A 26,817-nucleotide genomic window follows, 5' to 3' on the forward strand; every position below is an offset into this window, starting at 1 on the left:
TCAGGCAGCGCCACGGCAGCCCCACGGCGACAGGCCGCGGGCGGCGTACACGCGGTTCGCCACGGTGATCTGCTGCTCCCGGCTCGCCAGGTCGGCACGGGGGGCGAACTGGCCGCCACCGTTGCTCAGCCAGGTGCCGATGTCGAACTGCAGGCCGCCGTAGTAGCCGTTGCCGGTGTTGATGTGCCAGTTGCCGCCCGACTCGCAGGCCGCGATGCGGTCCCACATGCCGGCGTTCGCGACGACGGGCGCCTTGGTGCCGACCTTGACGATCTCGGCGACGGCCTCGCGGGTCACGTTCGCCTTGATCAGGATCCGCTTGAAGACGTGGCCGTTGTGCGAGATGACCTTGTACGTCGCGTCACGGGTACCGGGCTTGCCCTCGCGGACCACGGTCTCGGTGCCCTGGAACGCCGAGCTGTCGTCCTTGCGGATCGCAGCGGCGGCGTACGACTCGTCGTCGACCTTCACGGTCTTGGTGGTCACCTTGGTGAAGGTGATCCTCATGCCGTCGTGGACCTTCTTCTTCAGGCCCGGCTTGACGATGTCGTTCTTGTCGTACTTGACGTGCATCGAGGTGAGGGCGTCGGCGACGGTGATCGCCGGGACGTCGACCTTCTTGCGCTTGGCCGACCCGACCTGGACGCGCAGCGTCTTGGGGGTGAGCACCTTGATGGAGGCGCCGTCACGGTCGAGGGTCATGCCACGGCTCATCGAGAGGCGCGCGTCGCGGTAGACGGTGCCGATCTGCTCGAGAGCGCCCTCGACGGAGGTCGCGGTGACGTAGTGGGTGGACGTCTTGCCGTCCACGGTGAGCTCGATCGGCTTGGAGTAGAGGACGGCGATCTTGGTGCCGTCGTCGATCGACTCGTCAGCAGCAGGCTGCACGAGGTCGCGGGAGCCGAGCTTGATGTTCTCGGCCGCGAGCACGTCGGAGACCTTGTCACCGAAGACGCGGACCGTGCGCTCCTTGCCATCGACGGACAGGGTCACGGAGGTGGTCATCGCGCGGTAACCGAACGTCGTGCCGGCCAGGGCGACCAGCACGACAGCGGCGGTCACGGCCAGGGCCAGGCGGCTCGAGGTGAGGCGCGAGAAGAGGGTGGTGGTCTTGCCAAGGATGCTGCTGTTCGAACTCACGGGGCTCCAGCCGTCGTGCTCCCCGGGCCTCGGGCGACCAGCCACCCGCCCGAGAGGAGTGTTGCCGCTGGACGCATGTTCCGCGCCGCGGGGCTGCTGGCCGGATCTGTTCCCGATCCCGGCCTTCAGTGGTCTACTCCAGCGGCTGACGGCCCGGATTGCAAACTATTGCAAGCATTTTCGGCGTCTGAGTGGTGCTACTCGCGCTCATTCGGCCCCACGGGTCACACGGGTCACACCCAGCGCGCTTGCTGGATGCTTGCAACAGCTACCAGCTACCGCCGAACGCGGCCTCGGTGTTGCCATCGACCGCCGCACACAGCGCGGCGAGGTCCTCGCCGCGCTCCTCGGCCATGCGACGCATGGTGAGCGGGATGAGGTACGACGCGTTGTCGCGACCGCGGTAGGGCGTCGGCGTCAGGAAGGGAGCGTCGGTCTCGACCAGGATCCGGTCCTGCGGCGCGAGCCGGAGGGCCTCACGCTGGGGCTCGGCGTTGCCGAAGGTGATGGTGCCGGAGAAGGACAGGAAGGCGCCGCGCTCCAGGCACGCCGCGGCGAACGCGGCGTCGCCTGAGAAGCAGTGCATCACCCAGCGGTCCGGCGTACCGACCGCGTCGAGCACCTCCAGGACCTCGTCGTGGGTGTCGCGGTCGTGGATGACCAGGGTCTTGTCGAGGCGCTTGGCCAGGTCGATGTGCCACTCGAAGCTCTCGCGCTGGACCTTGCGCCCGTCCTCGCCGGTGCGGAAGGCGTCCAGCCCGGTCTCGCCCACGGCCCGGACCTTGTCGTGGGCCTGGGCGAGGCGCTCGATCTCGGCGTACGCCGCCTCGAGCTCGCCCCGCTCGGCCAGCACCGGCGCCTCGTTGGGGTGCAGCGCGACGCCGGCGATGACCTGCGGGAAGCGCTCGGCGACGTCGACCGCCCAGCGCGCGCCACGCAGCTCGCAGCCGATCTGCACGATGCGGGGTACGCCGACGGCGGCCGCCTCGGCCAGGGCCTGCTCGACCGGGGTCGGTGCGTCACCGCGCGGACCGCCGCGCGAGAGGTCCATGTGGCAGTGGTTGTCGACCACCGGGTGCGGCAGCGGCTCAGGGGCCGGCGGACGCCCTTCGTCCCGCTTGTCCGCCACGGCTCAGCCGCCGACGCGCGACAGGATCGCGTCCGCGAGGACGTCGGGGGCCTCGGTGGGCAGCCAGTGGCTGAGCCCCTCGAGCGCCACGAAGTGGTAGTCGGCGTCGACGTACGCCTCGGTGTGCTCGGCACCCCAGCGCCCCAGCGCGACGTCGGCGCTGCTCCAGACGAAGGTGGTCGGGACCTTGGCGGGGGTGAACGCGTCGCGCGGGTCGTTGAGCGGCAGCGCGCGGTACCAGCTCAGCGCGGTCGGCAGCGCACCGTCCTCGACGATCTCGCGCCGGAACCGGGCGACACCCTCGTCGGTCATGCCGCTGGCGCGCAGCTGGTGGTCCATCACCTTGGGGAAGCGACGGGTGACGTACTCGGGCAGGCCGGGGATGTTGAAGTAGGCCATGTACCAGGACTTCAGGCCCTGGCTCGAGCGCACCATCGCCTTGGCGAAGGCGCCGGGGTGCGGCACCGAGACGGCCGTGTAGGTCACCACGCGCTCGGAGTGCAGCGAGGCCAGCGTCCACCCGACGACGGCACCCCAGTCGTGGCCGACGACGTGCGCCCGCTCGTTCTTGCCGAGCACCTGGTCGAGCATCGCCACGACGTCGAGCGCGAGCTCGGTGACGCGGTAGGGCTTGCGGCCCCGGGGACGCGCTCGCGGGGAGTACCCGCGCTGGTCCATCGCCAGGGTGCGGTAGCCGGCGGCGTTGAGGAGGGGTACGACGGCGCCCCAGCACGTCGAGCGCTCCGGGAAGCCGTGCAACAGCACGATGGGCTCGCCGTCGCGCGGACCGGAGTCGAAGACGTCGAAGACGAGTCCGTCGCGCTCGACCTGGATCGTGAGCTGCTCAGTCAACGTGCACCACCTGGTAGACCTCTCGCTTCGGCAGCCCGGCCCGGACCGCCACCTCGGCGATCGCGTCTTTGCGCCGCAGGCCCTCGGCCTCGAGCGCGGCGACCGCCACCTTGAGGCTATCGGGGTCGGTGGCGACGCTGTTCGCGGCGGTGTCCGCGCCCTGCACCACGACGGTGACCTCGCCCTTGACGCCGTCGGCGGCCCACTGCGCGAGACCGGCGAGCGTTCCCCGGCGTACCTCCTCGTAGGTCTTGGTCAGCTCGCGGCAGACCGCCGCCCGCCGGTCTGCGCCGAACGCCTCGGCGAGCGCGGTGAGCGCGGCGGCGGTGCGATGGGGCGCCTCGAAGAAGACCATCGTGCGCTGCTCGCCCGCGAGGTCGGCCAGGCGGCGCGACCGCTCCCCCGCCTTGCGCGGCAGGAAGCCCTCGAAGCAGAACCGGTCCACGGGCAGGCCGCTGACGGCGAGTGCGGTGAGGACCGCCGACGGCCCGGGGACCGCGGTGATCGGGAGGTCCTTCTCGACGGCCGCGGCGACCAGCCGGTAGCCCGGGTCGGAGACGCTCGGCATGCCGGCGTCGGTCACCAGCACCACCCGCTCGCCCGCCTCGAGGGCCTCGACGAGCTGCGGCGTACGCGCCGTCTCGTTGCCCTCGAAGTAGCTGACGATGCGCGCGGTGAGCTCGATGCCGAGGTCGTTGGCGAGGCGCCGCAGGCGCCGGGTGTCCTCGGCCGCGATCACGTCGGCCCCGGCGAGCTCCTCGGCGAGACGCGGGGATGCGTCACTCGGACGGCCGATGGGCGTTCCGGCAAGAACCAGCATGTGCCGGATTGTCGCAGGAGCGCCCCCGTAGTGTTGCGTCCCGTGATGGACGGGTTGTCGGTACCGCCGGCGAAGAGGCGGGCGATCAACCCGCTCTCGTCGCTGCGGCGCAGCGAGCGGGCCGTCGGGTGGCTGGCGCCGATCGGCCTGGCGCTGCTCGCGTTCGGGCTGCGGCTGTGGCACCTCGGTACGCCGAAGGTGTTCGCGTTCGACGAGACGTACTACGCCAAGGACGCCTGGTCGCTGCTCAAGAACGGCTACATCCAGACCTACAACGCCGACAACGACGGCGTCCCGAGCACCGACATCAACGCCGACATCCTGGCCGGGCACCACGACAAGCTCTTCACCGGCGACCCGTCGCTGGCGGTCCACCCGGACGTCGGCAAGTGGATGATCGCGATCGGCGAGAAGCTCTGGGGCTTCGACCCGTTCGGCTGGCGGATCGCCTCGGCCGTCGTGGGCGCGCTGATGGTGCTGATCATCGCGCGCATGGTCCGCCGGATGACCGACTCGACCGTGCTCGGCTGCATCGCCGGCACCCTGCTGATGGTCGACGGGCTCGAGTTCGTGCTGTCGCGGCTGGCGCTGCTCGACATCTTCGTGGCGTTCTGGCTGCTCTCCGCCATGGCCGCGATGATCGCGGATCGCGACTGGCACCGGGCCCGGGTGGCGCGCCGCCAGCGCGTCTGGTTCCGGCCATGGCTGCTGGTCTCCGGCATCTGCTTCGGCCTGTCCTGCGGCTCCAAGTGGGACGCGGTGTACGCCCTCGCCTCCTTCGGCGTGCTGTGCGTGTGGTGGAGCATCGGCGTACGACGCTCGCTGCGGCTGCCGCACGCATGGCTCAAGGGCGTCTTCGTGGACGGCGTCGGGGCGTTCGTGCACCTCGTGGTCGTGGCCGTGCTGGTCTACATCGCGTCGTGGGGCGGATGGCTCGCGCACGCCGGCGAGTACGAGAAGCACCTGAGCTCCACGCAGTACACGCAGTTCACCGGCGGTGGTCACTGCGACACCAAGAAGCACGAGTTCGTCGACTACGACCTCGACCCGAGCCGGAAGTGGCCCACCGCGCTGGCCGACGGCCAGAAGCGCCCGGGAGGGGTGGAGGGAGCGATCCGCTCCCTGCGCTCGCTCTGGTACTACCACCGCGACGTCTACACGTTCCACAGCAAGTTCCTGAACTGCGCGACGCACTTCTACGAGTCCAAGCCCTCCGGCTGGCTGCTGCTCAACCGCCCGGTCGGCGTGGCCGTCACCAACGACATCAAGCCGGGGACCGACGGCTGCGAGGCCCCGTCGGACAGCTCCTGCATCCGGCAGGTCATCCTGCTCGGCAACCCGGTCATCTGGTGGGGCGGCTGCCTGGCGCTGCTGTTCGCGGTCGCGATGTGGATCGGCGCGCGTGACTGGCGCTTCGGCGTCGCCGTCGTCGGCACGCTGAGCACCTGGCTGCCATGGCTGATGTACGACGACCGGCCGATCTTCATCTTCTACGCGATCAACACGCTGCCGTTCGTCGTCCTGGCGCTGACGCTGACCATCGGACACCTGATCGGCCCCAGCCGAGCACCCTCGGCCCGGCGTACGACCGGGGTGGTGGTGGGCGGCGCCTACGTGATCCTGGCGGTCGTCTGCTTCGCGGTCTTCTGGCCGGTCTACACCAACCAGCTGCTCACCCACTCCGCCTGGTTGCACCGCATCTGGTTCGCGCGCTGGGTCTGAGTCCCGGGGCCGACTAGTCCCAACGGGTGGTGCCGCGAAGTCGTGCGGTCAGACCTGCGGCGTACCCCTGTGATCGGGCCCCGCCTGCCCCGAGAATCGGCGTGTGACCACCACCCCGATCCGCGTCTTCCTGGTGGACGCCCACGAGGTCGTCCGCCGCGGAGTGGCGAGCCTGCTCGAGCCGATGCACGACGTCGAGGTGGTCGGCGAGGCAGCGACCTGCGCCGCTGCCCTGCCCGCGATCCTCCGACTACGGCCCGACGTCGTGGTCAGCGAGGCGCACCTGGGCGACGGCAGCGGCATCGAGATGTGCCGCGCCGCGATGGTCCGGTTCCCCGACATCCACACCATGATCCTGACGACCGACGACGACCGCGAGGCGATCGCGACGGCGATCCTGCAGGGCATCGCCGGCTACCTGCTCAAGGGCATCCACGGCGCGGCGCTGGTCAGCGCGGTCCGCCTGGTCGCCGAGGGCAGCGCGACGGTCGACCCGAGCGTGGCGGCCAAGGTGCTCGAGCACCTGGAGTCGCACCACCGCTCGCTCAGCACGGTGCCGCAGCTCACCCCGCAGCAGGGGCGCATCTTCCGCCTCATCGGCGAGGGCCTGACCAACCGCGAGATCGCCGCCGAGCTCCAGCTCGCCGAGAAGACGGTGAAGAACCACATCACGGCCATCCTGGCCAAGCTCGGTCTCCAGCACCGCACCCAGGCGGCGGTGCTCGGCGTACGTCTTGAGGGTCTGGCGACCGCCGGCTGATCAGTCGTGCCGGTCGGCGCTGCGCTCGGCGGCCTCCTGGATGCGATCCGGGACGTCGTGCTCGACGTCCTCGGAGCGGCGCTTGTCCAAGATGAACGACCCACCGAGCAGCACGCCGATGAATCCGAACGCGAAGATCGCGAACACGACCGTGGCCCAGATGCTCGAGTTGCTCATGCCGGGTCGGTACCCGGGCGACCGCGAGTCATGCAGCCGCCCGGGCTCGGTGGCGCTCAGCAGCAGCCCGGCTCGCAGCAGTCGTCCATGGGGCACCCCCTTAGATATCGATGGTTGTCGATGTTCACCTTGCGCTTGATATCGACCTCTGTCAATATCGACGCGTGTCGAAGTCATTGCCGCTCACGCCCGTGCAGGAGGTCGCCTGCTGCTCGCCGCTCACGGCGACCCCGCTGACCCAGGAGCAGGCCGAGCGCTTCGCACCGCTGCTCAAGGCGATCGCCGACCCGGTGCGGCTGCGGCTGCTCTCGCTGGTCGCGGCGCACGAGGGCGGCGAGGCGTGCGTGTGCGACCTCAACGAGGCCTTCGACCTCTCCCAGCCCACCATCAGCCACCACCTCAAGGTGCTGCACGAGGCGGGCCTGCTGGACCGGAGCAAGCGCGGCACCTGGGTCTACTACGGCGTACGCCGCGACGCCCTCGCCGACGTCGCCGCACTCCTCGGCGCATGACCTACCTCGTACGCCGTGCCGTGGCCGAGCTCCTCGGGACCGGCTTCCTGGTCGCCGCGGTGATCGGCTCGGGCGTGATGGCCACGCGCCTCTCCCCCGGCGACGTGGGGCTGCAGCTGCTGGAGAACTCGCTGGCCACCGCAGGCGCGCTGCTCGCGCTGATCATCGCCTTCGGGTCCGTCTCGGCGGCGTTCAACCCGGTCGTGACGATGGTCGAGGTCGCCATCGGCCGCGTCTGGCTGCTCGAGGGCGTCGCGCTGGTCGTCGCCCAGGTCGTCGGCGGAGTGCTCGGCGCGATCAGCGCCAACCTGATGTTCTCGCTGCCGGCCGTGGGCTGGTCGACGACCCACCGCGCCAGCGGCGCCCACCTGTTCGCCGAGGTGATCGCGACCGTCGGCCTGCTGCTGGTCATCCACGGGGCGCTGCGGCGTACGAACCTGGAGTCGATCGCGGCCGCCGTCGCCGGCTACATCGCGGCGGCGTACTGGTTCACGTCCTCGACGTCCTTCGCCAACCCGGCCGTGACCATCGCGCGGATGTTCAGCGACACCTTCGCGGGGATCGCACCCGCCAGCGTGCTGCCGTTCGTCGGCATGCAGCTCATCGGCGGCGTCCTCGGCTTCCTGCTCATCCGCTTCCTGCACCCCGAGGAGAAGAAGGCATGACCCGGCCGATCGTGCTGTTCGTGTGCGTCCACAACGCCGGCCGCTCGCAGATGGCCGCGGGCTTCCTGCAGCACCTGGCCGGCGACCGGATCTCGGTGCTGTCCGCGGGCTCGAAGCCGGGGAACGCGATCAACCCGGTCGCTGTCGCGGCGATGGCCGAGGTCGGCATCGACATCGCCGGCGAGCAGCCGAAGGTGTTGACCGCGTCGGCCGTCGAGGCGTCCGACGTCGTGATCACCATGGGCTGCGGCGACGAGTGCCCGTACTTCCCCGGCAAGCGCTACCTCGACTGGTCGGCCGACGACCCCGCCGGCCAGGGCATCGAGGCGGTCCGCCCGATCCGGGACGAGATCCGGACTCGGGTCGAAGAGCTGATCACCGAGCTGGCCTAAAAAGCGCCACGTCTCACTGAGAGTGACCCAGAGGTCACTCTCAGTGAGACGAGAGCGATCAGCGCAGGTCGAACCGGTCGTTGTCCATGACCTTGACCCACGCGGCGGCGAAGTCCTGGACGAACTTCTCGCCCGCGTCGGCCGACGCGTAGACCTCGGCCAGCGCTCGCAGCTGCGAGTTGGAGCCGAAGATCAGGTCGTTGGCGGTCGCGGTCCACTTCACCGAACCCGTGGCGCCGTCGCGGATCTCGTACACGTTGGCCTCGCCCTCCGACGCCTTCACGACCGTGCCCGGGGCGAGCAGGTTGGAGAAGAAGTCGGTGGACAGGACGCCCACGCGGTCGGTCAGCACGCCGTGCTTGGAGTCACCGACCGTGGCGCCCAGGGCGCGCATGCCGCCGAGCAGGACGGTCATCTCCGGTGCGGTGAGGTCGAGCAGGTAGGCCCGCTCCAGCAGCAGCGTCTCGACCGGCAGCTTCTCGTCCGGGCGGACGTAGTTGCGGAACCCGTCGCCGCGGGGCTCGAGCACCTTGAAGGAGTCGACGTCGGTCTGCTCCTCGCTGGCGTCGGTGCGACCGGCGTGGAACGGCACCTCGATCGGTACGCCGGCATCGGCGGCCGCCTTCTCGACCGCGGCCGTGCCGGCGAGGACGATCAGGTCGGCCAGCGAGATGTTCGTGCCGGACCCGGCGCGGAGCTGGTCGAGCTTCTCGATGACCTCGGCGGTGCCGGCGTTGACCTCCCAGCTGCGCTGGGGCTCGAGACGCAGACGAGCACCGTTGGCGCCACCGCGCTTGTCGGTCGAGCGGAACGTCGCGGCCGATGCCCACGCCGTACGGACGAGGTCCTGGACGGACAGGCCGGAGGCCAGCACCGCCTGCTTCAGCGAGGCCACCTGCTCGGCCGAGACCAGCTCGCCCTCGTGGGCCGGGACCGGGTCCTGCCAGAGCTGCGGCTCGGGCACCCACGGGCCGAGGTAGCGCGAGACCGGACCCATGTCGCGGTGGAGCAGCTTGAACCACGCCTTGGCGAAGGCCTGTGCGAACTCGTCGGGGTTCTCCAGGAAGCGGCGCGAGATCTTCTCGTACTCCGGGTCGAACCGCAGCGCGAGGTCGGAGGTCAGCATCATCGGCTTGCGCTTCGGCGAGTCGGCGGCGGGGCCGGGGATGATCTCCTCAGCGTCCTTGGCCACCCACTGGTTGGCGCCGGCCGGCGACTTGGAGAGCTCCCACTCGTAGCCGAAGAGGATCTCGAAGAACCGGTTGTCCCACTGGTTCGGGGTGTCGGTCCAGATGACCTCGAGGCCCGAGGTGATGGTGTCGTCACCCTTGCCGGAGCCGTGCGAGGAGAGCCAGCCGAGGCCTTGGGCCTCGAGCGGCGCGGCCTCGGGCTCGGGACCGACCAGCTCGGGGTCGCCCGCACCGTGGGCCTTGCCGAAGGTGTGGCCGCCGGCGATGAGGGCGACGGTCTCCTCGTCGTTCATCGCCATCCGGGCGAACGTCTCGCGGATGTCGCGGGCCGAGGCCAGGGGGTCGGGGTTGCCGTTGGGGCCCTCGGGGTTGACGTAGATCAGGCCCATCTGGACCGCGCTGAGCGGGTTCGCGAGGTCCCGCTCGCCGCTGTAGCGCTCGTCGCCCAGCCAGGTGTCCTCGGTGCCCCAGTTGACCTCCTCGGGCTCCCAGGTGTCGGCGCGACCGAAGGCGAAGCCGAAGGTCTCGAACCCCATGTCCTCCAGCGCGACGTTGCCGGCGAGGACCAGCAGGTCGGCCCAGGAGATCTTCTGGCCGTACTTCTGCTTGACCGGCCAGAGCAGGCGGCGGGCCTTGTCGAGGTTGCCGTTGTCGGGCCAGGAGTTGAGCGGGGCGAAGCGCTGCTGGCCCTCGCCCGCGCCACCGCGCCCGTCGTAGATGCGGTAGGTGCCGGCGGCGTGCCAGGACAGCCGGATCATCAGGCCGCCGTAGTGGCCGTGGTCGGCGGGCCACCAGTCCTGCGAGTCACGCAGGACGGCGGCGACATCGGCCTTGAGCGCGTCGAAGTCGAGGCTCTTTACCTCCTCGGCGTAGTCGAAGTCGGCACCGAGCGGGTTGGCGGCGGTCGAGTGGGCGTGCAGCACCGACAGGTCGAGCTGGTTGGGCCACCAGTCCTTGTTCGTGCGCGGACCGTGGGGCTTGGCCGTCGGGGAGTCGAGCGCGGGGTTCTCGCTCTCGCTTCCCTGCGCGGCGACGCTGTCGTGCGCCACGGGGCACGTGCCTTCAGAGGCCTCGGACATTCGCTGTTCCTTTCGGTGGGGGATCAAGCAGTTGCAGAACACGAGGGGCAGGTGCCCCAGTAGAAGACCTCGGCCTCGTCGATGACGTAGCCGTGGTCGTCGTCGGCGGTCAGGCACGGCGTGTGCCCGACCGCGCAGTCCACGTCGGCGATGTCGCCGCAGCTGCGGCACACGACGTGGTGGTGGTTGTCGCCGACGCGCGCCTCGTAGCGCGCGACCAGGTTGGCGGGCTGGATCCGGCGGAGCAGGCCCGCACCCGTGAGCGCCTTGAGGACGTCGTACACCGCCTGATGGGAGACGTCCGCCAGCTCACCACGCACCGCGCCGATGACCGAGTCGGTGTCGGCGTGCGGGTGACGATGGACGGCCCGCAGGACGGCGACCCTCGGACGCGTGACCCGGAGGTCCGCGCTGCGGAGCATCAGCTCGAGGTCGACGTCGGTGGGCACCTCTCCATCAAAGCACTTTTCTTGAATGAGTCAAGAAACTGCTCGACGCGGCGTGTCAGTCGTCAGCGCCGGCCATGAGGCTCCTGCCAGACGGCCGGATCGGGTCCCTGGGGGACGATCCCGGTCGGGTTGATGTCCTTGTGCACGAGGTAGTAGTGCGCCTTGATCTGGTCGAAGTCGGTGTTGTCGCCGAAGCCGGGCGTCTGGAACAGGTCGCGCGCGTAGCCCCAGAGGTGCGGCATCTCGGTCAGCTTGTTGCGGTTGCACTTGAAGTGGCCGCGGTAGACCGCGTCGAAGCGCGCCAGGGTCGTGAAGAGGCGTACGTCGGCCTCGGTGATGGCCTCGCCCATCAGGTAGCGGCGGCTGCCGAGACGCTCCTCGAGCCAGTCGAGCGCGGCGAAGAGACGGTCGTACGCCGCGTCGTACGCCTCCTGCGAGCCGGCGAAGCCGCAGCGGTAGACGCCGTTGTTGACCTCGGTGAAGACGCGCTGCATGACGTCCTCCATCTCCTCGCGGCACTCGGCCGGCCACAGGTCGGGCGCGTCCTCCCGGTGGTGCTCGCGCCACTCGAAGAAGAGGTCGTGGGTGATCCACGGGAAGTCGTTGGTGACGACCTTGCCGGACTCGACCTCGACGATCGCCGGGACCGTCACGCCGCGCGGGTAGTCGGGGACGCGCGCGTTGTAGGCGTCGCGCAGGAAGTGGATGCCCAGGACGGGGTCGACGCCGCCGGGGTCGAGGTCGAAGGTCCAGCTGCGCTCGTCGTGCGTCGGGCCCGGCGCACCCCAGGAGAGGACGTCCTCGAGCCCGAGCAGCTGGCGGACGATGATCGCGCGGTTGGCCCACGGACAGGCCTTGGCCGCGATCAGCCGGTAGCGGCCGGGCTCGACCGGCCAGAGGGGTACGTCGGCGGGCTGGTCGCGCGGCGGGCGACCCCCGGCCGTGATCCGGTCGGGGAGGTAGGTCATGTCGCGCTCGAAGGCCTTGCCGGCCTCGACGTACCCCTTGTCCTTGCCCTGCTTGCCGTCATCGCCCATGCCCCCAGGCTAGGCACCGACCGACCGGGGGCTGGGGACCGCGGTCAGCGGACCGCGAGGGCGTCCATCAGCAGCGTCGAGAACTCGCGACCGACCTCGTCGGGCTCGAGCCCGCGCTCGGCGCGCCACCACATGGGGAGGTGGTGGACGGCTCCGAAGAAGTAGTCGACGACGAGGTCGGCGCGGACGTCCTTGCGGAAGGCGCCCGACTCCTGTCCGGCGATGACCATGTCGCGGAACATGTCGTGGTAGCGCCGGCGCTGGTCGCGCACCTCCCGCTCCTGCTCCGGGTTGAGCTGGTGCAGCGAGCGGAAGAAGATCGTGGTGCTGGGGAGGTTCTCGATGGTGGTGATGACGACGTCGGCGGCGGCGCCGGCCACCTTGTCGACCACGGGGTCGTCGGACTCGACGAACGCCTCGAGGCGCGAGGTCTGCATCCGCAGCACGCGGCCGTAGATCTCGGCGAGCAGGTCGTCCTTGGAGGCGAAGTAGTGGTACATCGCGCCCTTGGTGACGCCCGCGGTCGCCACGACGTCCTGGACCGAGGTCCGGTCGAAGCCGCGCTCGGCGAAGAGGTCGCGCGCGACCTCGAGGAGCCGCTCCCGGACCGTCAGGCCGTCGACCATCACCGGTGGTCGTCCGATGCGTCGCTCCCCCTGCTGCGTCATCGACCCTCCTGGTGCGTGGTCCGCCAAGCCTACGACAAACCGGGCGGCTGGTATGTCACGCCTGGCGGGTCGGGTCCTCCCCCACCCGGATCAGCAGCTTGCCGAGGTAGTAACCGCGCAGCAGGCCGCGGAAGGCAGCGGGAGCGTTCTCGAGCCCGTCGACGACGTCCTCCTGGTAGCGCACGGAGCCGTCGGCGATCCAGCCCGCCATGTCGCGCAGGAACGCCTCGTGGTGGGTGGGGACGAACTCGTCCTGGATGAAGCCGCGCACGGTCAGGCTCAGCGTCAGGATCCGGCGCAGGAACGCCGGGAGCTGGTCGGGCCCCGTCGGCGCCTCGGTGGCGTTGTACCAGGCGACGACGCCGCAGACCGGCACGCGGGCGAAGCGGTTGAGCCGGCGTACGACGGCCTCGGTGACGTGACCGCCGACGTTCTCGAAGTACACGTCGATGCCGTCCGGCGTCGCCGCCTCGAGGTCCTTCACGAAGGTCGGCGAGCGGTGGTCGACGGCGGCGTCGAAGCCGAGGTCCTCGATCAGCGACCGGCACTTCTCCGGGCCGCCGGCGATGCCGACGGCACGCGCGCCCTTGACCTTCGCGATCTGGCCGACGGCCGAGCCCACGGGCCCGGTCGCGGCGGCGACGACGACGGTCTCGCCGGCCTGCGGGCGACCGATCTCGAGGAGGCCGCCATACGCCGTGAAGCCGGGCATGCCCAGCACGCCGACGGCGGTCGACACCGGCGCCGCGGTGGGGTCGAGCTTGCGGGTGTGGCGGCCGTCGACGATCGCGTGGGTCTGCCAGCCGGTGAACGCGAGCACGATGTCGCCGACCGCGCGCTGGGGCGAGCGCGACTCGACGACCTCGCAGACGGTCGCGCCGATCATCACGTCGCCGAGCGCGACGGGGTCGGCGTACGACTTGGCGGTGCTCATCCGGCCGCGCATGTAGGGGTCGAGCGAGAGGTAGATCGTGCGCAGCAGGACCTCGCCGTCGGCGAGCTCGGGCAGCTCGACGGTGGCGGTCTCGAAGGCGTCGTCGCCGGGCTCGCCCACCGGGTAGGCGGCGAGGCGGATCTGGGTGCTGGTGGTCATCGGGGTCCTTGGCTCGGGTGCGGGATGTCAGGAGAGGGAGGCGTCGAGGACGACCCGGCCGACGGTGACGCCGTCGGCGAGCCGCTGGACGCCGGAGGCGACGTCGGCGAGCGGCAGCCGCTCGCTGACCAGTGGCGCGATGAGGCCCTGGGCGGCGAGCTCGGTCAGGGCAGCATGGCACTCCTGGACGGCCGCGGGGTCGTAGGTGTTGTAGAGGCCCCAGTGGAGGCCGACGATCGAGTAGTTCTTGATCAGCGCGTGGTTGAGCGCGGCCGACTGGATCTCGCCGCCGGCGAAGCCGACGACCAGGATCCGGCCCTCGAACGCGATGCACTTGGTCGAGCGGGCGTAGGTCTCGCCGCCGACCGGGTCGTAGACGACGTCGGCGCCACGGCCACCCGTCTCGGCCTTGACGACCTCGACGAAGTCCTGGGTGTGGCGGTCGATGACGACGTCGGCGCCGAGCTGGCGCGCGACCTCGGCCTTGTCGGGCCCGCCGACGACGCCGATCACGCGGGCGCCGGCGGCCTTGCCGAGCTGGATCGCGGCGCTGCCGACGCCACCCGCGGCGGCGTGCACGAGCAGCGTCTCGCCGGCCTGCAGGTGCGCCCGGCGGTGCAGGCCGAACCACCCGGTCTGGTAGCCGATGTAGAGGCTGGCGGCCTGTGCGTCATCGAGCTGGGGCGGCGCCGGGAACGTGGTGGCGGCGTCCATCAGGGCGAGCTCGGCGAAGCCGCCGTACGGCATCACGCCACTGCCCAGCACCCGGTCGCCCACGGCGAAGCCGGTCACACCGTCGCCGAGTGCGACGACCTCGCCGCACAGCTCGACGCCCGGGGTGAAGGGCAGGTCCGGCCGGACCTGGTAGAGCCCGCGGCACATCAGCGCGTCGGGGAAGTTGGCCGGCGACGCGAGCACGCGCACCACCATCTGGCTCGAGCCCGGCTCGGGGGCATCCACCTCGACGAGCTCCATCACCTTGGCCGGCTCGCCGAGCTCGGCCACGCGCCACGCCTTCACCGGGCCACCTCCTGGGACTCCATCCAGCGCTGCAACTTGTTCATGCCGCGGAGCCAGCGGTCGGTGTTTTCCGCGCGGTCGCGGTAGTACTGCGCCGCCTCGGGGTGCGGCAGGATCAGGAAGCGGTCGTCCTGGAACGCGTGCCAGGTCACCTCGGCCACCTGCTCCGGCGTGAGCGCGCCGTCGGCAGCGATGATGTCGCGTGCCGGGCCGGTCTGCTCGAGCATCGCGGTCTGGACACCCTGCGGGCAGATCGCCTGCACGACCATGCCCCGGTGGCGGTAGGTCGCCGACAGCCACTCGGCGAACGCCACGGCGGCGTGCTTGGTGGCGGAGTACGACGCCGTGCCGAGCGCCGTCAGCAGGCCGGCGGCGGAGGCGGTGACGACGAACCGGCCGCCGTCGCCCTCGATCCACTCGGGCACGAGCAGCCGGGCCGCGCGGACGTGCGCCATCGTGTTGACCTCCCAGCTGGCGGCCCACTCGTCATCGGTCGCCTCGAGGCCGACACCCCGGGCGATCCCGGCGTTGGCGACGTACACGTCGATCCGGCCGAGGTGGGCGCGGGCGGCCTCGATCAGCGCGGTGACGCCGGCCTCGGAGGCGCAGTCGCCGGAGACGGCGTACGCGCCGATCTCCGCGGCGGCAGCCTGCGTCGCGGCGGGGTCCAGGTCGTTGACGACGACCTGCAGACCCTCCGCGACCAGCCGCGCGGCCAGTGCCTTGCCGATGCCGCCGGCGGCGCCGGTCACGACCGCTGTGCGTCCCTGCCATCCGTTGTCCACTGCTTCTCCGTCTCTCTCGCTCATCGTGCTCATCTCGTCAGGAGCCGAGGCGCTGCGCGCGCTCGACCAGCTCCACCTTGCGGATCTTGCCGGTGTCGGTCATCGGGAAGTCGTCCACCAGGACGACCCGCGGCACCTTGTAGCGCGCCATCGCGTCGACCGCCCACGCCTCGAGGCCGGGCGCGTCGATCGCGGCACCCTCGTGCAGCCGGACGAAGGCGACGGGGCACTGGCCGCGCGCCGCGTCATCGGCGGGTACGACGGCGGCGACGTCGACGTCCGGGTGGCCGGCGAGCAGCATCTCGACCTCGGCCGGGAAGACGCTCATGCCGTTGACCTTGATCATGTCCTTGGCGCGGCCCAGGAAGTGCAGGCAGCCGTCGGCGTCGAGACGGCCGTTGTCACCGGTCATCAGCCAGCCGTCGTGCAGCTGGTCGGCCGTGGCGTCGGGCCGCTGCCAGTAGCCCGTCAGCAGCGACGGGCTGCGCACCACGATCTCGCCGACCTCGCCGAGCGACACGGGGTCGAGCGTGCCGGGCTCGACCACCGCGACGTCGGTGCCCGGCACCGGCAGGCCGCAGAAGATCGGCTCCGCTCGGAGATCGGCATCGCCCCCGTCGAAGCCGTACGGCGTCACGTCGAAGGTGTGCGTCTCGGTCATGCCGTACGCCGCCTCCCGCAGCACCGAGTGCGCACCGACCGTCTCGCGCCAGGCCGCCCGGACCTCAGGGGTGAGCACCTGCACGAACGAGATGGCCATCGGCAGCCGCAGCCCGCTGAGGTCGGTGGTCGCGATCTCGTCGCGCGCGAGCAGCTCGAGGTAGTTCTCGACGGTGCCGACCATGACGCCCACGCGATGACGCTCGAGCAGGCGCAACGCCTCGCCGGCGTCCCAGCGCGCCATCAGCACCGAGGTGCCGCCGGCGACGATCGGGTTGAGGATGCCGAGGTCCTCCCCCGCGATCCAGAAGATCGGCAGGTAGCAGAGCGAGGCGTAGTCGTCGGTGCCCGCGAAGCCGGTCGCGCCGATCGTGGACGCCGCGGTGTAGAGCATGTGCCGCTGGGTGTGCTCGCAGCCCTTGGGCAGCCCGGTCGTGCCGCTGGTGTAGTTGAGCGCCGCCAGGGCGTCCAGGTCGCCGGAGCGGTCGGCGCCCGGAGGGTGGGCGATCGCGTCGCGCCAGGCGGTGACCTCGACGCCGGCCACCGGCGTGAGCGCCGGCTCGCCCCCCACGGCGGCCAGCTCGGTGGCGGCGGTCACCAGGCAGCGGTCGACGTCGACCGCGCCGACGACCTGCGCGACCAGCGGCAGCAGCGTGTCGAGGGTGATCACGACGCGCGCCCCGCAGTCGGTCAGCTCGTGGGTGAGCTCGGCCGAGCGGAACATCGGGTTGACCGGCACGTGCACAGCGCCGGCCCGCAGGATCGCGAGGAACGCGACCACGAACTGCGGGGAGTTCGGCAGGAAGACCGCGACGCGGTCGCCCGGCCGCACCTCTCCCTCCTGGAGCCAGCCGGAGAGCGCGGCCACCTGGCCGGCCAGGTCGGCGTACGAGATCTCGGCGCCGGCGAAGGCGATCGCGGTGCGCTCGGGCCGCTCGCGCGCCCAGTGCTCGACGTGGGCCGGCAGCGAGATCTCACCTGCCGGGTAGGCGACGTCGGCGGTGGTGTCGGCCGGCCGCACGCGCTGCTGACGGCGTCGTACGTCGACCAGCTGCTCCTCCAGCGTCACCACACCCGCCACCGCCTCTCGCCTCGTCCGGACCCGGCCAGCATAGACATTCCGACCGCGCGGTTTGTATCCTGCACCACATCGCCCCCCAGAAGGAAGACGTCCCGTGACCGACAGCGCTCCGACCACCGTCCAGCACGCCGCCTGCGGGGAGGTGACCCTCGCCTACGAGACGTTCGGGTCGCCCGACGACCCGACGCTGGTGCTGGTGATGGGGCTGGCCACCCAGATGATCGGGTGGGCCGACGAGTTCTGCCTGCAGCTCGCCGAGCAGGGCTTCCACGTCGTGCGCTTCGACAACCGCGACATCGGCCTCTCCACCCACCTCGACGCCGCGGGCGTGCCCGACCTGTCGCCGCTGTTCGTCGGCAGGCCGATCACCCAGGCGCCCTACCTCCTCGCCGACATGGCCGACGACACCGTGGCCCTGCTCGACGCGCTCGGGGTCGATCGCGCGCACGTCGTCGGCGCCTCGATGGGCGGGATGATCGCGCAGGAGATCGCGCTGCGGCACCCCGACCGGACCGCCTCGCTGACCTCGATCATGTCCACCCCCGCACCGGCGATCGGCGCGCCTCGGCCCGAGGCGATGACCGCCCTGCTCAGCCCGCCGCCCACCACCGAGGACGAGGCGGCAGAGCGGTCGGTCGCGGTCTACTCCGTGATCGGCTCGCCCGGCTACCCGCTGGACACCGCGGGCCTGCGTGCCCGCGGCCGCGAGGCGTTCCGGCGCGCCAACGACCCGGCCGGCGTCGCCCGCCAGCTGGCGGCGATCCACGTCTCGGGCAGCCGCGTCGAGCGGCTCGCCGAGCTGACCGTGCCGACGCTCGTCCTGCACGGCGAGGACGACCCGCTGGTGCAGCTCGAGGGCGGTACGGCGACCGCCGCCGCGGTGCCCGGCTCCCGGCTGGTCACCTACCCCGGCATGGGACACGACCTCCCGCGCGACCTGTGGCCCGCCGTGGTGGGCGAGATCGTCGGGCATGCTCGGTCCCGTGGCTGACCCGACCGACCCGACCGACCCGACCGCATACAGCGCGCCCGCCGAGGGCCTCACCGAGGTCCTCGCCCGCGGCTTCCTCACCACCGACGCCGCGCGGCCGGAGAAGGTCGAGCGCTGGCACGCCCGCGGCCGGCGTACCGCGCGGGAGAACATCGCCGACCTCGTCGATCCGGGCAGCTTCGTCGAGTACGGCCGGTTCGTCACCGCCGCGCAGGAGCAGCGCCGCCCGCTCGCCGAGCTGGTGCTCGAGGCGCCCGCCGACGGCATCGTCGGCGGCACGGCCACCGTCGAGGGTCATCCCTGCGCGGTGATGTCCTACGACTACCTCGTCATGGCCGGCACCCAGGGCTTCCGGGGCCACCACAAGACCGACCGGCTGGCCGAGCTGATCGGCCGGATGCGGCTGCCCGCGGTGTTCTTCACCGAGGGCGGCGGCGGCCGACCCGGCGACACCGACCTGCCGGTGGTCTCGGGCCTCGACGTCGCGTCGTTCGCACTGTGGGCCGGCCTGGAGGCGCCGCGGATCGCGGTCGTCTCCGGCCGGTGCTTCGCGGGCAACGCGGTCATCGCCGGCACCGCCGACCTCCGCATCGCGACCCCCGACGCCAACCTCGGCATGGCCGGCCCGGCGATGATCGCCGGCGGCGGCCTGGGGCAGTTCGCGCCCGAGGACATCGGTCCGGCCGACGAGCAGGCCGCCAACGGCGTGATCGACGTGCTCGTCGAGGACGAGGCCGAGGCGGTCGACGTCGTACGCCGGATCCTCGGCCTGCTCGCCGAGCGGGTCTCGACAGGCTCGACCACCGGGGCAGGCTCGACCTCCGATGACCAAGGAGCGCTGCGCACGGTGCTGCCCGAGAACGACCGCGAGGCGTTCGACGTGCGGCCGGTCGTGGAGGCGCTGTGCGACCACGACACCGTGGTGTGGCTGCGCGCCGGCTGGGCTCCCGAGCTGGTCACCGCCCTCGCCCGGATCGACGGCCTGGCCGTCGGCATCGTGGCCAACCAGTCCACCCACATGGGTGGGGCGCTGACCGCGGACGCGTCCGCCAAGGCGGCCGACTTCCTCGAGCTGTGCCAGCGCTGGGGCCTGCCGGTCGTCAGCCTCGTGGACACCCCCGGCTTCATGGTCGGCCCCGACGCCGAGCGCACCGGCCTGGTGCGCCACGCGTCACGGATGGTCACCGCCGGCGCCCGCCTTACCACTCCCCTGGTCGGCGTGGTGCTGCGCCGCGGCTACGGTCTCGGCGCCCAGGCGATGCTCGGCGGCAGCACGCACCGGCCGCTGCTCACCGTGGCCTGGCCCGATGCCCACCTCGGACCGATGGGCCTGGAGGGCGCCGTACGCCTCGGCATGGCCAAGGAGCTCGCCGCCCTCCCCGAGCACGAGCGCGAGGCGGCCGTCGTCGAGCACACGGCGGCCTTCCGCAAGCACGCCAAGGCGCTCAACGCGGCGCGGGTGTTCGAGATCGACGACGTCATCGACCCGGCCGACACCCGCACGCTCATCGCCGCGACGATCCGGGCCGCCCGCTGATCGACCCCGGCGCGTCAGCCCGCGTCGCGCAGCTCGCGCTTGAGGATCTTGCCGCTGGGGCCCTTGGGCAGCTCGTCGCGGACGACGATCGAGCGCGGGTACTTGTACGCCGCGAGCCGCTCCTTGCAGTGGGCGGTCAGCTCGTCGGCGTCCGCGGTCGAGTCGGCGCGCAGGACGACGTACGCCACGACCTCCTCGCCGAGCCGCTCATCGGGCCGGCCGACGACGGCCGCCTCGACCACATCGGCGTGCTCGTAGAGGATCTCCTCGACCTCGCGCGGGTAGACGTTGTAGCCGCCGCGGATGATGAGGTCCTTGAGCCGGTCGACGATGAAGTAGAAACCGTCCTCGTCGCGGTAGCCGATGTCACCGGTGCGGAACCATCCGTCCTGCATGACCTCGGCCGTGGCGTCGGGTCGCTTGTAGTAGCCCTTCATGATGTTGTGACCGCGGATCGCGATCTCGCCGCGGGCGTCCGGACCGGTGCCGAGCTCCTCGCCCGACTCGCCGAGGACCTTGAACTCCACGCCCCAGATCGGCTTTCCGACCGACATCACCTTGCGCTCCTCGGCGCTGATGTTGAACGTCGCGGTGCTCGCGGACTCCGACAGGCCGTAGCCCTCGAGGACGACGACACCGTCGAACTTCTCCTCGAAGGCGCGGATGACCTCACCCGGCATCGACGCGCCGCCCGAGCAGGCCGCCCGCAGCGAGGACACGTCGCGGCCGGCGAGGTCGGCCTGCACCAGCGCGATGAACATCGTCGGCACACCCGAGAAGAGCGTCACCCCGTGCTGCGCGATCGCGTCCAGGGCGGCGTTGGCGTCGAAGCGCGGCACCAGCACCAGCGTCGCGCCGAAGCGCACCACGATGTTGAGCACGCTGGAGAGCCCGAAGACGTGGAAGAGGGGCAGCACGCCCAGCGACACGTCGTCGGGACGTACGCCGAACAGCTCGCCGGCGACCGTGCAGTTCATGTAGAGCTGGAAGTGCGTCAGCTCGGCGCCCTTGGGCCGCCCGGTCGTGCCGCTGGTGTAGAGCAGCACGGCGGTGTCGTCGGACGACATCGCCCGCTGGATGCCGGCGTCGCTGGTCTTGAGCAGCTCCTCGAAGTCGCGGGCCTCGTCGACGGCCGACGGCCCATCGGCGCCGACCAGGTAGACCGGCACACCACCCGCGTCGCGCGCACCGTCGATGCTGGCCTGGGCGAGCGCCTCGTGGCTGATCAGCATTCGGGCGTCGCTGTCCTGCAGGTGGTAGCTCACCTCCGGCGCGGTCAGCAGCGGGTTGATCGGCACCATCGTCATGCCGGCCTTGAGGATGCCGAAGTACGCGAAGACGAACTGGGGCACGTTCGGCAGCTGCACGGCCACCTTGTCGCCGCGGGTCAGGCCGAGCGCCTCCAGCGAGGTCGCGACCCGGCCGGAGAGGTCGTCGACCTCGGCGTAGGCGAACGAGCGGTCGCCGAAGCGGAGCATGGCCTTGTCGGCGTACGTCGCGGCCGACTGGGTGAGCATGGTGGCGAGGTTGAAGGACATGGAGGGTGCTCCTGGTTCAGACCGCGAGCGCGGTGAGCTCGGCGAGCTCGGTCTTGAGGTGGTCGATGATCACGGGGAGGTCGGGGATCAGCTCGGGGCAGCTGATCAGGCCGAAGTCGATGCTGTCGCGATAGCTCTGCACGGTGATGTTGAGCCCGAGCCCGTCGCTGATCATCGAGACCGGGTAGTTGGCCTCCATCAGCGCGCCGGCGTAGTAGAGCGGCTCACGCGGCCCGGGCACGTTGGAGATCACCACGTTGAACGGCACCGCCACGCGCTCGGCCAGCTTGAGGGAGGCCGCAGTGCGGGCGACGAGCTCGGCGGCCGCCGGGGCCGCGAACTGTGCGTAGTCCTGCAGCAGGCTCGCGGGTACGGCGGCGAAGTCCTCCTTGGCCTGCTTCATCGTCTGCCGGATCGCGCCGAGCCGCTCGAGCGGGTCGGCGAGGTTCGTCGGCAGGTCGGCGACCATCGCGGAGACCTGGTTGCCGGCGTCGGCGCCCGCGTCGGCGGGACGGGTCGACACCGGGACCATCGCCCGGATCGGCCGGTCGGGCAGCTCGTGGTGGTCGATCAGCCAGCTGCGCAGCGCGCCGGTGGACAGCGCCATCACGATGTCGTTGATGGTGCAGCCGTGCGCGTCCTTGACCTTCTTGATGTCGCTGAGGGACACGCTGCCGAACGCCCAGTTGCGCCGCGCGGTCGCGCTGACGTTGAAGGAGAGCCGCGGCGCCACCGGCGACTTGGTCAGGCTGCGGGTGGCGACCCCGGTCAGCGCGGGCATCGACTTGCTCCACTCGGCGACGCTCTTGACCATCACCGACGCCGCGCGGCCCGGGTGACCGAGCACGCCGAGGTAGCCGCGGGTCAGCATCTCCATCTGGCTGGGCCTCGACTCCGACGGCGGCATCGGGCTCGGCGGCGTCGGCACGGTCGCCTGCTGCTCGGGCGAGAGCAGCGTGGTCAGGATCGCCATGCCGGCCTTGCCGTCGATCGCGGCGTGGTGGAGCTTGGTGTAGATCGCGACCTTGCCACCGGCGAGGCCCTCGATGACGTAGAGCTCCCACAGCGGGTGGGCGCGGTCGAGCGGACGGGCGTGGATGCGGCTCACCTGGTCGACGAGCTGCTCGTCGCTACCGGGCGCCGGCAGGCCGATGCCGCGGATGTGGAAGTCCAGGTCGACGTCGTGGTCGTCGTACCAGTAGGGCAGGTCGATGCCGAGGGGGACCTCGGCGAGCCTCCAGCGCAGCGGCGCCAGCACCGGCAGCCGCGCCGCGACATGCTCCTTGATGGTGTCGACGTTGATCGGGTGGTCGGCCGTGCTCGGGTCGAGCACGATCAGGCCACCGACGTGACCGGTCAGGCGACCGTCCTCGAGGTGGAGGAACGACGCGTCGACACCGGTGAGCTGGCGCATGGCAGCACCTCCTGTGCGCAGTGCGCACGATCGAGCCGGAATCGCCGAAATCATGGACATCCCGACCGGGCGGTTTGTATGTTAACAACGTCACATCTTCTGGCCGAGAGAGCAAGCCATGACCAGCAAGGAATTTCCCGAGCCGTACCGCCGCCCCAGCGAGCTGCTCTGGCGCACCGAGGGCATCCGTACCGGCGCCGACTTCGCGGCGTTCTGGCTGAAGTGGCCGCGCCTGCTCCCGACCGAGGCCGGCGACGGCCACGGGGTGCTCGTGCTCCCCGGCTTCCTGGCCGACGACGCGAGCACGATCGCGCTGCGCACCGTCCTGCGCACCCACGGCTTCCGCGCCCGCGGCTGGCGACTCGGCCCGAACATCGGGCCCACCCGGTTCCTGTGGCGGGGCGCCCAGCGCCGGCTCGAGCGGTTGTACGCCGACACCGGCCGGCCCGTCACCGTGATCGGGCATAGCCTCGGCGGCATCTTCGCCCGCGAGCTCGCCCGCCAGCACCCCGACCAGGTGCGCCAGGTGATCACGCTGGGCTCGCCGTACCGGCTCTCCAGCTCGGACTCCCCCGGGCTGACCACGGTCGGGAACCTCTACCACGCGCTGCGCCGCCTGCACACCGACGCGTTCGACGCCGGCGACCGCGAGGAGGACCGCGCCCCGCTGGAGGTCCCGGCGACCTCGCTCTACTCGTGCACCGACGGCGTGGTGCCATGGCGCACCTGCGTCGACATCGACCGACCGCAGGCCGAGAACGTCGAGGTCCGCGCCAGCCACTGCGGTCTCGGCGTCCACCCGGACGCGCTCGCGGTCATCCTCGACCGCGTGCACCAGACCGAGGGCGCGTGGGCGCCGTACGCCGGCACTGCCGGCCGGGTGTGGCCGCTCGCCGCCTGAGCCGCTCCGGTCTCGACGAGCCCACCTCCACGCACGAACGGGGCCGCTCCCCTGAGGGAGCGGCCCCGTTCGGCCGTTGCGGAGGTCAGGCCTTCGTGGCGGCCTTCGGCGCGGGGGCGGCCTTCTCGGCAGCCTTGTCCGCGGAGGCCGAGGCGACCTCGAGGACCCGCAGGGTCAGGTCGCGCTGGGCGGCCAGCAGGCGGTTGGTGAAGTCGAAGTTCGCCTCGACGATCTCGCTGGGCTTGGGGAGGCGCTCGGCGAGGGCCTCGTTGAGCTTGGCGAAGGGCTCGCTGACGGCCGGCAGGTTCGGCAGCGTCGGCAGGGTCGGGGTCGGGATGGCGTCCGCGACGCGCTGGGCGTTCTCGGACAGCTTCACGACGGTCTCCTCGGCGGACTTGAGGGCGGCGACCCACTGGTCCGCGATCTGGGTGGTGATCTCGCGGTACGTGCTCATGGTGGTTCCTCTCGGTCGGTGATGCTCGGTGATGGGTTGCGATGGCGCGGTCAGCAGAGCCTCCGACCGCGGGGGCGATCGAGGCGTGCTGCGGGACGGCAGGATCAGGAGCCGGCCATCGCCTTGTAGGTCGCGATCAGGGCGGACTTCTGCGCCTGGGAGAGCGCCTCGTCCCCGGCGATCGCATCGAGGACCCCGGCGTACTTGCCGGTGGTCCCACCCGCGGCCGGCAGCCAGCCGGCCTTGCGGAAGAGCTGGTCCGGAGCCATGCCCAGTCCCTCGGCGATCGCCTTGAGGACGTCCGGCGAGGGCTGGTACATCCCGCGCTCGACCTGGCTCAGGTAGGAGTCGGAGACGTTGATCGCCCGGGCGAAGGCACGGAGGGAGACCTGCGCGATCTCGCGCTGGGCCCTCAGGTACTTGCCGAGGTCCGCGAGGATCTCGGCGCTGTCCGCCTGGTTCATCTGCTTCCCCGATCTCGCAACTGCTTGATATACCAAGCATGCCTCATCAGTGCGTGGTACGTCAAGCACTTGCGTTGTATTAGTTGTTCGAGGGGTTCCCACCGAGCCGGTGACGCGGCCCGGAGGAACGCCTGGGACGCAGCGGTGGGCCCTCCCGAGGGGAGGGCCCACCGTCCTTCTGCAGGGTGGTGCGAGTGCTCAGGCCTTGACCTTGGCCAGCTCCGCGGCGACGGCCGCGTCGTGCTCGCGCAGTGCCTGCTTGGCCTTGCGCGGGTCCCAGTAGCCGGCCATCAGCCAGATCATCGGCAGGAAGATGACCGCGCCACCGACGCAGAGCCACCAGTAGTTCTGCCACTGCTTCGGCGCCTTGGCCAGCGCCGGAACCACGATCGGGGCGTTCTTCGCGACGTACTCCACGTTGCCGGCGACCTTCTCGTCGGTCATCGCCTTGGAGACCTCCTCGACGGTGCCCGCGACCTTCGGGTCGGCCATCGCGGCCGACACCGCACCGACCGTCTTGCCGACGACGGCGTCCTTGGTGGCCTGCTCGACGGTGCCCACGGTCTTGGCGACGGTGGCGTCGCCCATTGCGGCCTTGACCGCCGCCAGCGTCGCGGCGACCTTCGGGTCCTTCAGCAGCCTGGCGATCGCGGGGTCCGCGGCCGCCTTCTTGTCAGCAATGACCGCAGCGACAGCCTTGTTCTCGGCCGCGTTCAGGTCCGGGATCTTCCCCTGCGCCGCGGCGAGCACGGTCGAGACACCCTTGTTCTGCGCGGCACTGAGGTCGGGGAGCTTGCCCTGGGCGGCCGCGAGCACCAGCGCCACGCTCTTGTTCTGGTCCGCGGTCAGCGTGGGCACCTTGCCCTGTGCGGCTCCGAGCACGAGCGCCACGTTCTTGTTCTGCTCGGCGGCCAGGGTCGGGAGCGCGCCGGTCGATGCGCCGAGGACCAGCTCGACCTGCTGGTTCTGCTCCGGGGTGAGTCGCTTGTCCAGGCCGTTGACCATGACACCGACCGTGTGACCGCGACCGCCGTCGAGGGTGAGCCCGCCGGGGTTGTCGATGATCGGCGTGGCCGTGTTGATGATGGCCGGCATGATCAGGACCGCGATCGCGAACAGGCCACGGATGAGCATGCCCCACACGGCCAGGCCGGTGGCCGTCAGCGCCGGGTTGCGACGCTCCACCGTCTCGGTGTAGCTGGCCATCCAGCTGACGTAGGCCATTCCCGCGAAGAGCATCGTGCCCGCGGCGAGGAAGGCGAGCCGGCCGAAGAGCGGCGTACCGCCGAACGGCAGCGACTTCGTGCCGAAGTGGGTCGCCTCCATCGCGAACAGGATCATGAAGACGGTGGAGAGCACTCCACCGACGAGCATGAACGGCTTGCGCACGCCCAGCTTGTCGGAGATGAAGCCGAACAGGACGAGCGCGGCAGCGTTGGCCACCCAGGCGGCGATGAGCACACGGTTGGCGTCCTGCTCCTTGTAGTTGAAGACGATCTGGAAGTACGTCGGGCCGAAGGCCACCAGCACGATGTAGAAGACCAGGAACAGGCTGATCGCCAGACCGGAGAGCAGGATGTCGGGCTTCAGCATCTGCCTGATCGGGTGCTTCAGGCTGGCCTCGACGTCGATGCCACGCATGCGGGCCTCGACCAGCGCACGGTCACGGGCGTCGACCACGACCTGGTCGCGGATCGACGGCGGCAGCTCCTTGAGACCGAAGAGCGTGATCACACCGACGACGAAGCCGACGATGCCGGACACGACGAACTTGTGCTGCCAGGTCTCCGTGTCGGAGCCAGCGCTGACCACGGCGGTCACCACGACGCTGCCGAGCACCGGACCCATGGTCCAGAAGCCCATCGCCGACGCACGGCCCACCTGCGGGCTGAAGTCGCGCACGACGGCGGGCGTGGCCACCAGGATCACGCCCTCGCACACGTTGAGCAGGATGAACATGATCGTGAACGAGACCTTGCCGTGCGCGTTCGGGATGCCGAAGACGCACAGCGCCGAGACCACGAACATGCCGATCGAGATGACGTTCGCACGTCCGTACTTGTCCACGACGTGCGCGGCCTCGGCCGCGATGCCGGCCAGGACCAGCGCCGCGACGTTGAGGTAGACGAACGTCGCGAAGCCCATGTGGAGGTAGGCCATGACATGGATCGCCACGCCCCCGGTGAGGTACAGCTGGTAGTAGAGCACCACCGTTGCTGCGACGACGACCCCGAGAGAGGTGTAGCGGACTGCGGGCTTCGGGTAGTGGTCGAGCTCTCGCTTCAAC

At 70.9% G+C, this 26,817-nt stretch carries 26 protein-coding genes; 8 read left to right on the forward strand and 18 right to left on the reverse strand.

Annotated features, from left to right (window positions below; translation table 11 throughout):
• The 4 genes from ACYVJ3_RS01485 to rsmI all read right to left on the reverse strand — a co-directional run bounded on the left by ACYVJ3_RS01485 (position 1) and on the right by rsmI (position 3,941).
• Positions 1 to 1,140 (reverse strand): transglycosylase family protein, encoded by a 1,140-nt coding sequence (locus ACYVJ3_RS01485; protein WP_460850709.1) that lies wholly within the window; start codon positions 1,138 to 1,140, stop codon positions 1 to 3.
• Positions 1,141 to 1,408: 268 nt separating this feature from the next.
• A complete protein-coding gene (locus ACYVJ3_RS01490) occupies positions 1,409 to 2,269 on the reverse strand; it encodes a TatD family hydrolase (RefSeq protein WP_460850710.1) in 861 nt (286 codons plus the stop codon).
• Positions 2,270 to 2,272: 3 nt separating this feature from the next.
• Positions 2,273 to 3,121: an alpha/beta fold hydrolase gene (locus ACYVJ3_RS01495; protein WP_460850711.1), complete on the reverse strand. Its 849-nt coding sequence runs from the start codon at positions 3,119 to 3,121 to the stop codon at positions 2,273 to 2,275.
• The gene (rsmI, locus tag ACYVJ3_RS01500; RefSeq protein ID WP_460850712.1) at positions 3,114 to 3,941 is read right to left on the reverse strand and encodes a 16S rRNA (cytidine(1402)-2'-O)-methyltransferase; all 828 of its coding nucleotides are present in this window, start codon (positions 3,939 to 3,941) and stop codon (positions 3,114 to 3,116) included. Before rsmI ends, ACYVJ3_RS01495 begins: the two co-directional genes overlap by 8 nt.
• Positions 3,942 to 3,986: 45 nt before the next feature.
• Between rsmI and ACYVJ3_RS01505 the strand changes: the two genes are divergently transcribed.
• Positions 3,987 to 5,663 (forward strand): dolichyl-phosphate-mannose--protein mannosyltransferase, encoded by a 1,677-nt coding sequence (locus ACYVJ3_RS01505; RefSeq protein ID WP_460850713.1) that lies wholly within the window; start codon positions 3,987 to 3,989, stop codon positions 5,661 to 5,663.
• A 103-nt stretch (positions 5,664 to 5,766) separates the two neighbouring features.
• Positions 5,767 to 6,423 (forward strand): LuxR C-terminal-related transcriptional regulator, encoded by a 657-nt coding sequence (locus tag ACYVJ3_RS01510; RefSeq protein WP_460850714.1) that lies wholly within the window; start codon positions 5,767 to 5,769, stop codon positions 6,421 to 6,423.
• On the opposite strand, the gene ACYVJ3_RS01515 is transcribed toward ACYVJ3_RS01510, so the two are convergent.
• A complete protein-coding gene (locus tag ACYVJ3_RS01515; protein WP_460850715.1) occupies positions 6,424 to 6,600 on the reverse strand; it encodes a hypothetical protein in 177 nt (58 codons plus the stop codon).
• A gap of 164 nt (positions 6,601 to 6,764) precedes the next feature.
• Between ACYVJ3_RS01515 and ACYVJ3_RS01520 the strand changes: the two genes are divergently transcribed.
• From ACYVJ3_RS01520 to ACYVJ3_RS01530, 3 genes are read left to right on the forward strand one after another with little or no spacing between them, the layout of a single operon-like run.
• Positions 6,765 to 7,112 (forward strand): metalloregulator ArsR/SmtB family transcription factor, encoded by a 348-nt coding sequence (locus ACYVJ3_RS01520; protein WP_460850716.1) that lies wholly within the window; start codon positions 6,765 to 6,767, stop codon positions 7,110 to 7,112.
• Complete coding sequence (locus ACYVJ3_RS01525) at positions 7,109 to 7,777, forward strand: aquaporin (RefSeq protein WP_460850717.1); 669 nt, start codon at positions 7,109 to 7,111, stop codon at positions 7,775 to 7,777. The genes ACYVJ3_RS01520 and ACYVJ3_RS01525 overlap by 4 nt, the downstream gene beginning before the upstream one ends.
• On the forward strand, positions 7,774 to 8,169 hold the full coding sequence (locus ACYVJ3_RS01530; protein ID WP_460850718.1) for an arsenate reductase ArsC: 396 nt from the start codon (positions 7,774 to 7,776) through the stop codon (positions 8,167 to 8,169). The genes ACYVJ3_RS01525 and ACYVJ3_RS01530 overlap by 4 nt, the downstream gene beginning before the upstream one ends.
• 58 nt (positions 8,170 to 8,227) lie before the next feature.
• On the opposite strand, the gene katG is transcribed toward ACYVJ3_RS01530, so the two are convergent.
• The 8 genes from katG to ACYVJ3_RS01570 all read right to left on the reverse strand — a co-directional run bounded on the left by katG (position 8,228) and on the right by ACYVJ3_RS01570 (position 17,231).
• Positions 8,228 to 10,438: a catalase/peroxidase HPI gene (gene katG / locus ACYVJ3_RS01535; protein ID WP_460850719.1), complete on the reverse strand. Its 2,211-nt coding sequence runs from the start codon at positions 10,436 to 10,438 to the stop codon at positions 8,228 to 8,230.
• Positions 10,439 to 10,461: 23 nt separating this feature from the next.
• Positions 10,462 to 10,860: a Fur family transcriptional regulator gene (locus ACYVJ3_RS01540; protein ID WP_460851092.1), complete on the reverse strand. Its 399-nt coding sequence runs from the start codon at positions 10,858 to 10,860 to the stop codon at positions 10,462 to 10,464.
• 89 nt (positions 10,861 to 10,949) lie between these two features.
• On the reverse strand, positions 10,950 to 11,924 hold the full coding sequence (locus ACYVJ3_RS01545; protein ID WP_460850720.1) for a glutathione S-transferase family protein: 975 nt from the start codon (positions 11,922 to 11,924) through the stop codon (positions 10,950 to 10,952).
• 44 nt (positions 11,925 to 11,968) lie between these two features.
• Complete coding sequence (locus ACYVJ3_RS01550; RefSeq protein ID WP_460850721.1) at positions 11,969 to 12,592, reverse strand: TetR/AcrR family transcriptional regulator; 624 nt, start codon at positions 12,590 to 12,592, stop codon at positions 11,969 to 11,971.
• Positions 12,593 to 12,647: 55 nt separating this feature from the next.
• Positions 12,648 to 13,685 carry an NADP-dependent oxidoreductase gene (locus ACYVJ3_RS01555; RefSeq protein WP_460850722.1) on the reverse strand — a complete coding sequence of 346 codons (1,038 nt, stop codon included), beginning with the start codon at positions 13,683 to 13,685 and terminating at the stop codon, positions 12,648 to 12,650.
• 27 nt (positions 13,686 to 13,712) lie between these two features.
• Positions 13,713 to 14,705, reverse strand: a complete 993-nt coding sequence (locus ACYVJ3_RS01560; RefSeq protein WP_460850723.1) for an NADPH:quinone oxidoreductase family protein — start codon at positions 14,703 to 14,705, stop codon at positions 13,713 to 13,715.
• Positions 14,702 to 15,514 carry an SDR family oxidoreductase gene (locus tag ACYVJ3_RS01565; RefSeq protein WP_460850724.1) on the reverse strand — a complete coding sequence of 271 codons (813 nt, stop codon included), beginning with the start codon at positions 15,512 to 15,514 and terminating at the stop codon, positions 14,702 to 14,704. The genes ACYVJ3_RS01560 and ACYVJ3_RS01565 overlap by 4 nt, the downstream gene beginning before the upstream one ends.
• Before the next feature lie 13 nt (positions 15,515 to 15,527).
• Positions 15,528 to 17,231 carry an AMP-binding protein gene (locus ACYVJ3_RS01570; protein ID WP_460850725.1) on the reverse strand — a complete coding sequence of 568 codons (1,704 nt, stop codon included), beginning with the start codon at positions 17,229 to 17,231 and terminating at the stop codon, positions 15,528 to 15,530.
• Positions 17,232 to 17,325: 94 nt separating this feature from the next.
• Between ACYVJ3_RS01570 and ACYVJ3_RS01575 the strand changes: the two genes are divergently transcribed.
• A complete protein-coding gene (locus ACYVJ3_RS01575; protein WP_460850726.1) occupies positions 17,326 to 18,222 on the forward strand; it encodes an alpha/beta fold hydrolase in 897 nt (298 codons plus the stop codon).
• Entirely contained in the window at positions 18,215 to 19,759 is a 1,545-nt protein-coding gene (locus ACYVJ3_RS01580) for an acyl-CoA carboxylase subunit beta (protein WP_460850727.1), read from the forward strand. Before ACYVJ3_RS01575 ends, ACYVJ3_RS01580 begins: the two co-directional genes overlap by 8 nt.
• A gap of 14 nt (positions 19,760 to 19,773) precedes the next feature.
• On the opposite strand, the gene ACYVJ3_RS01585 is transcribed toward ACYVJ3_RS01580, so the two are convergent.
• Positions 19,774 to 21,297, reverse strand: coding sequence for a long-chain-fatty-acid--CoA ligase (locus ACYVJ3_RS01585; protein ID WP_460850728.1), 1,524 nt, complete (start codon positions 21,295 to 21,297; stop codon positions 19,774 to 19,776).
• Positions 21,298 to 21,313: 16 nt separating this feature from the next.
• Complete coding sequence (locus ACYVJ3_RS01590) at positions 21,314 to 22,711, reverse strand: WS/DGAT/MGAT family O-acyltransferase (protein WP_460850729.1); 1,398 nt, start codon at positions 22,709 to 22,711, stop codon at positions 21,314 to 21,316.
• A gap of 118 nt (positions 22,712 to 22,829) precedes the next feature.
• On the opposite strand from ACYVJ3_RS01590, the gene ACYVJ3_RS01595 reads away from it, so the two are divergent.
• Positions 22,830 to 23,612: an alpha/beta fold hydrolase gene (locus ACYVJ3_RS01595; RefSeq protein WP_460850730.1), complete on the forward strand. Its 783-nt coding sequence runs from the start codon at positions 22,830 to 22,832 to the stop codon at positions 23,610 to 23,612.
• Between the two features lie 85 nt (positions 23,613 to 23,697).
• Here ACYVJ3_RS01595 and ACYVJ3_RS01600 read toward each other — a convergent pair whose 3' ends face one another.
• The 3 genes from ACYVJ3_RS01600 to ACYVJ3_RS01610 form a co-directional block, all read right to left on the reverse strand.
• Positions 23,698 to 24,066, reverse strand: a complete 369-nt coding sequence (locus ACYVJ3_RS01600) for a hypothetical protein (RefSeq protein WP_460850731.1) — start codon at positions 24,064 to 24,066, stop codon at positions 23,698 to 23,700.
• 104 nt (positions 24,067 to 24,170) lie between these two features.
• Positions 24,171 to 24,530, reverse strand: coding sequence for a helix-turn-helix domain-containing protein (locus tag ACYVJ3_RS01605; RefSeq protein WP_460850732.1), 360 nt, complete (start codon positions 24,528 to 24,530; stop codon positions 24,171 to 24,173).
• A gap of 198 nt (positions 24,531 to 24,728) precedes the next feature.
• A complete protein-coding gene (locus ACYVJ3_RS01610; RefSeq protein WP_460850733.1) occupies positions 24,729 to 26,816 on the reverse strand; it encodes an MFS transporter in 2,088 nt (695 codons plus the stop codon).
• Position 26,817 lies beyond the last annotated feature (1 nt).

The sequence above is a fragment of the Nocardioides montaniterrae genome (genome assembly GCF_054782655.1).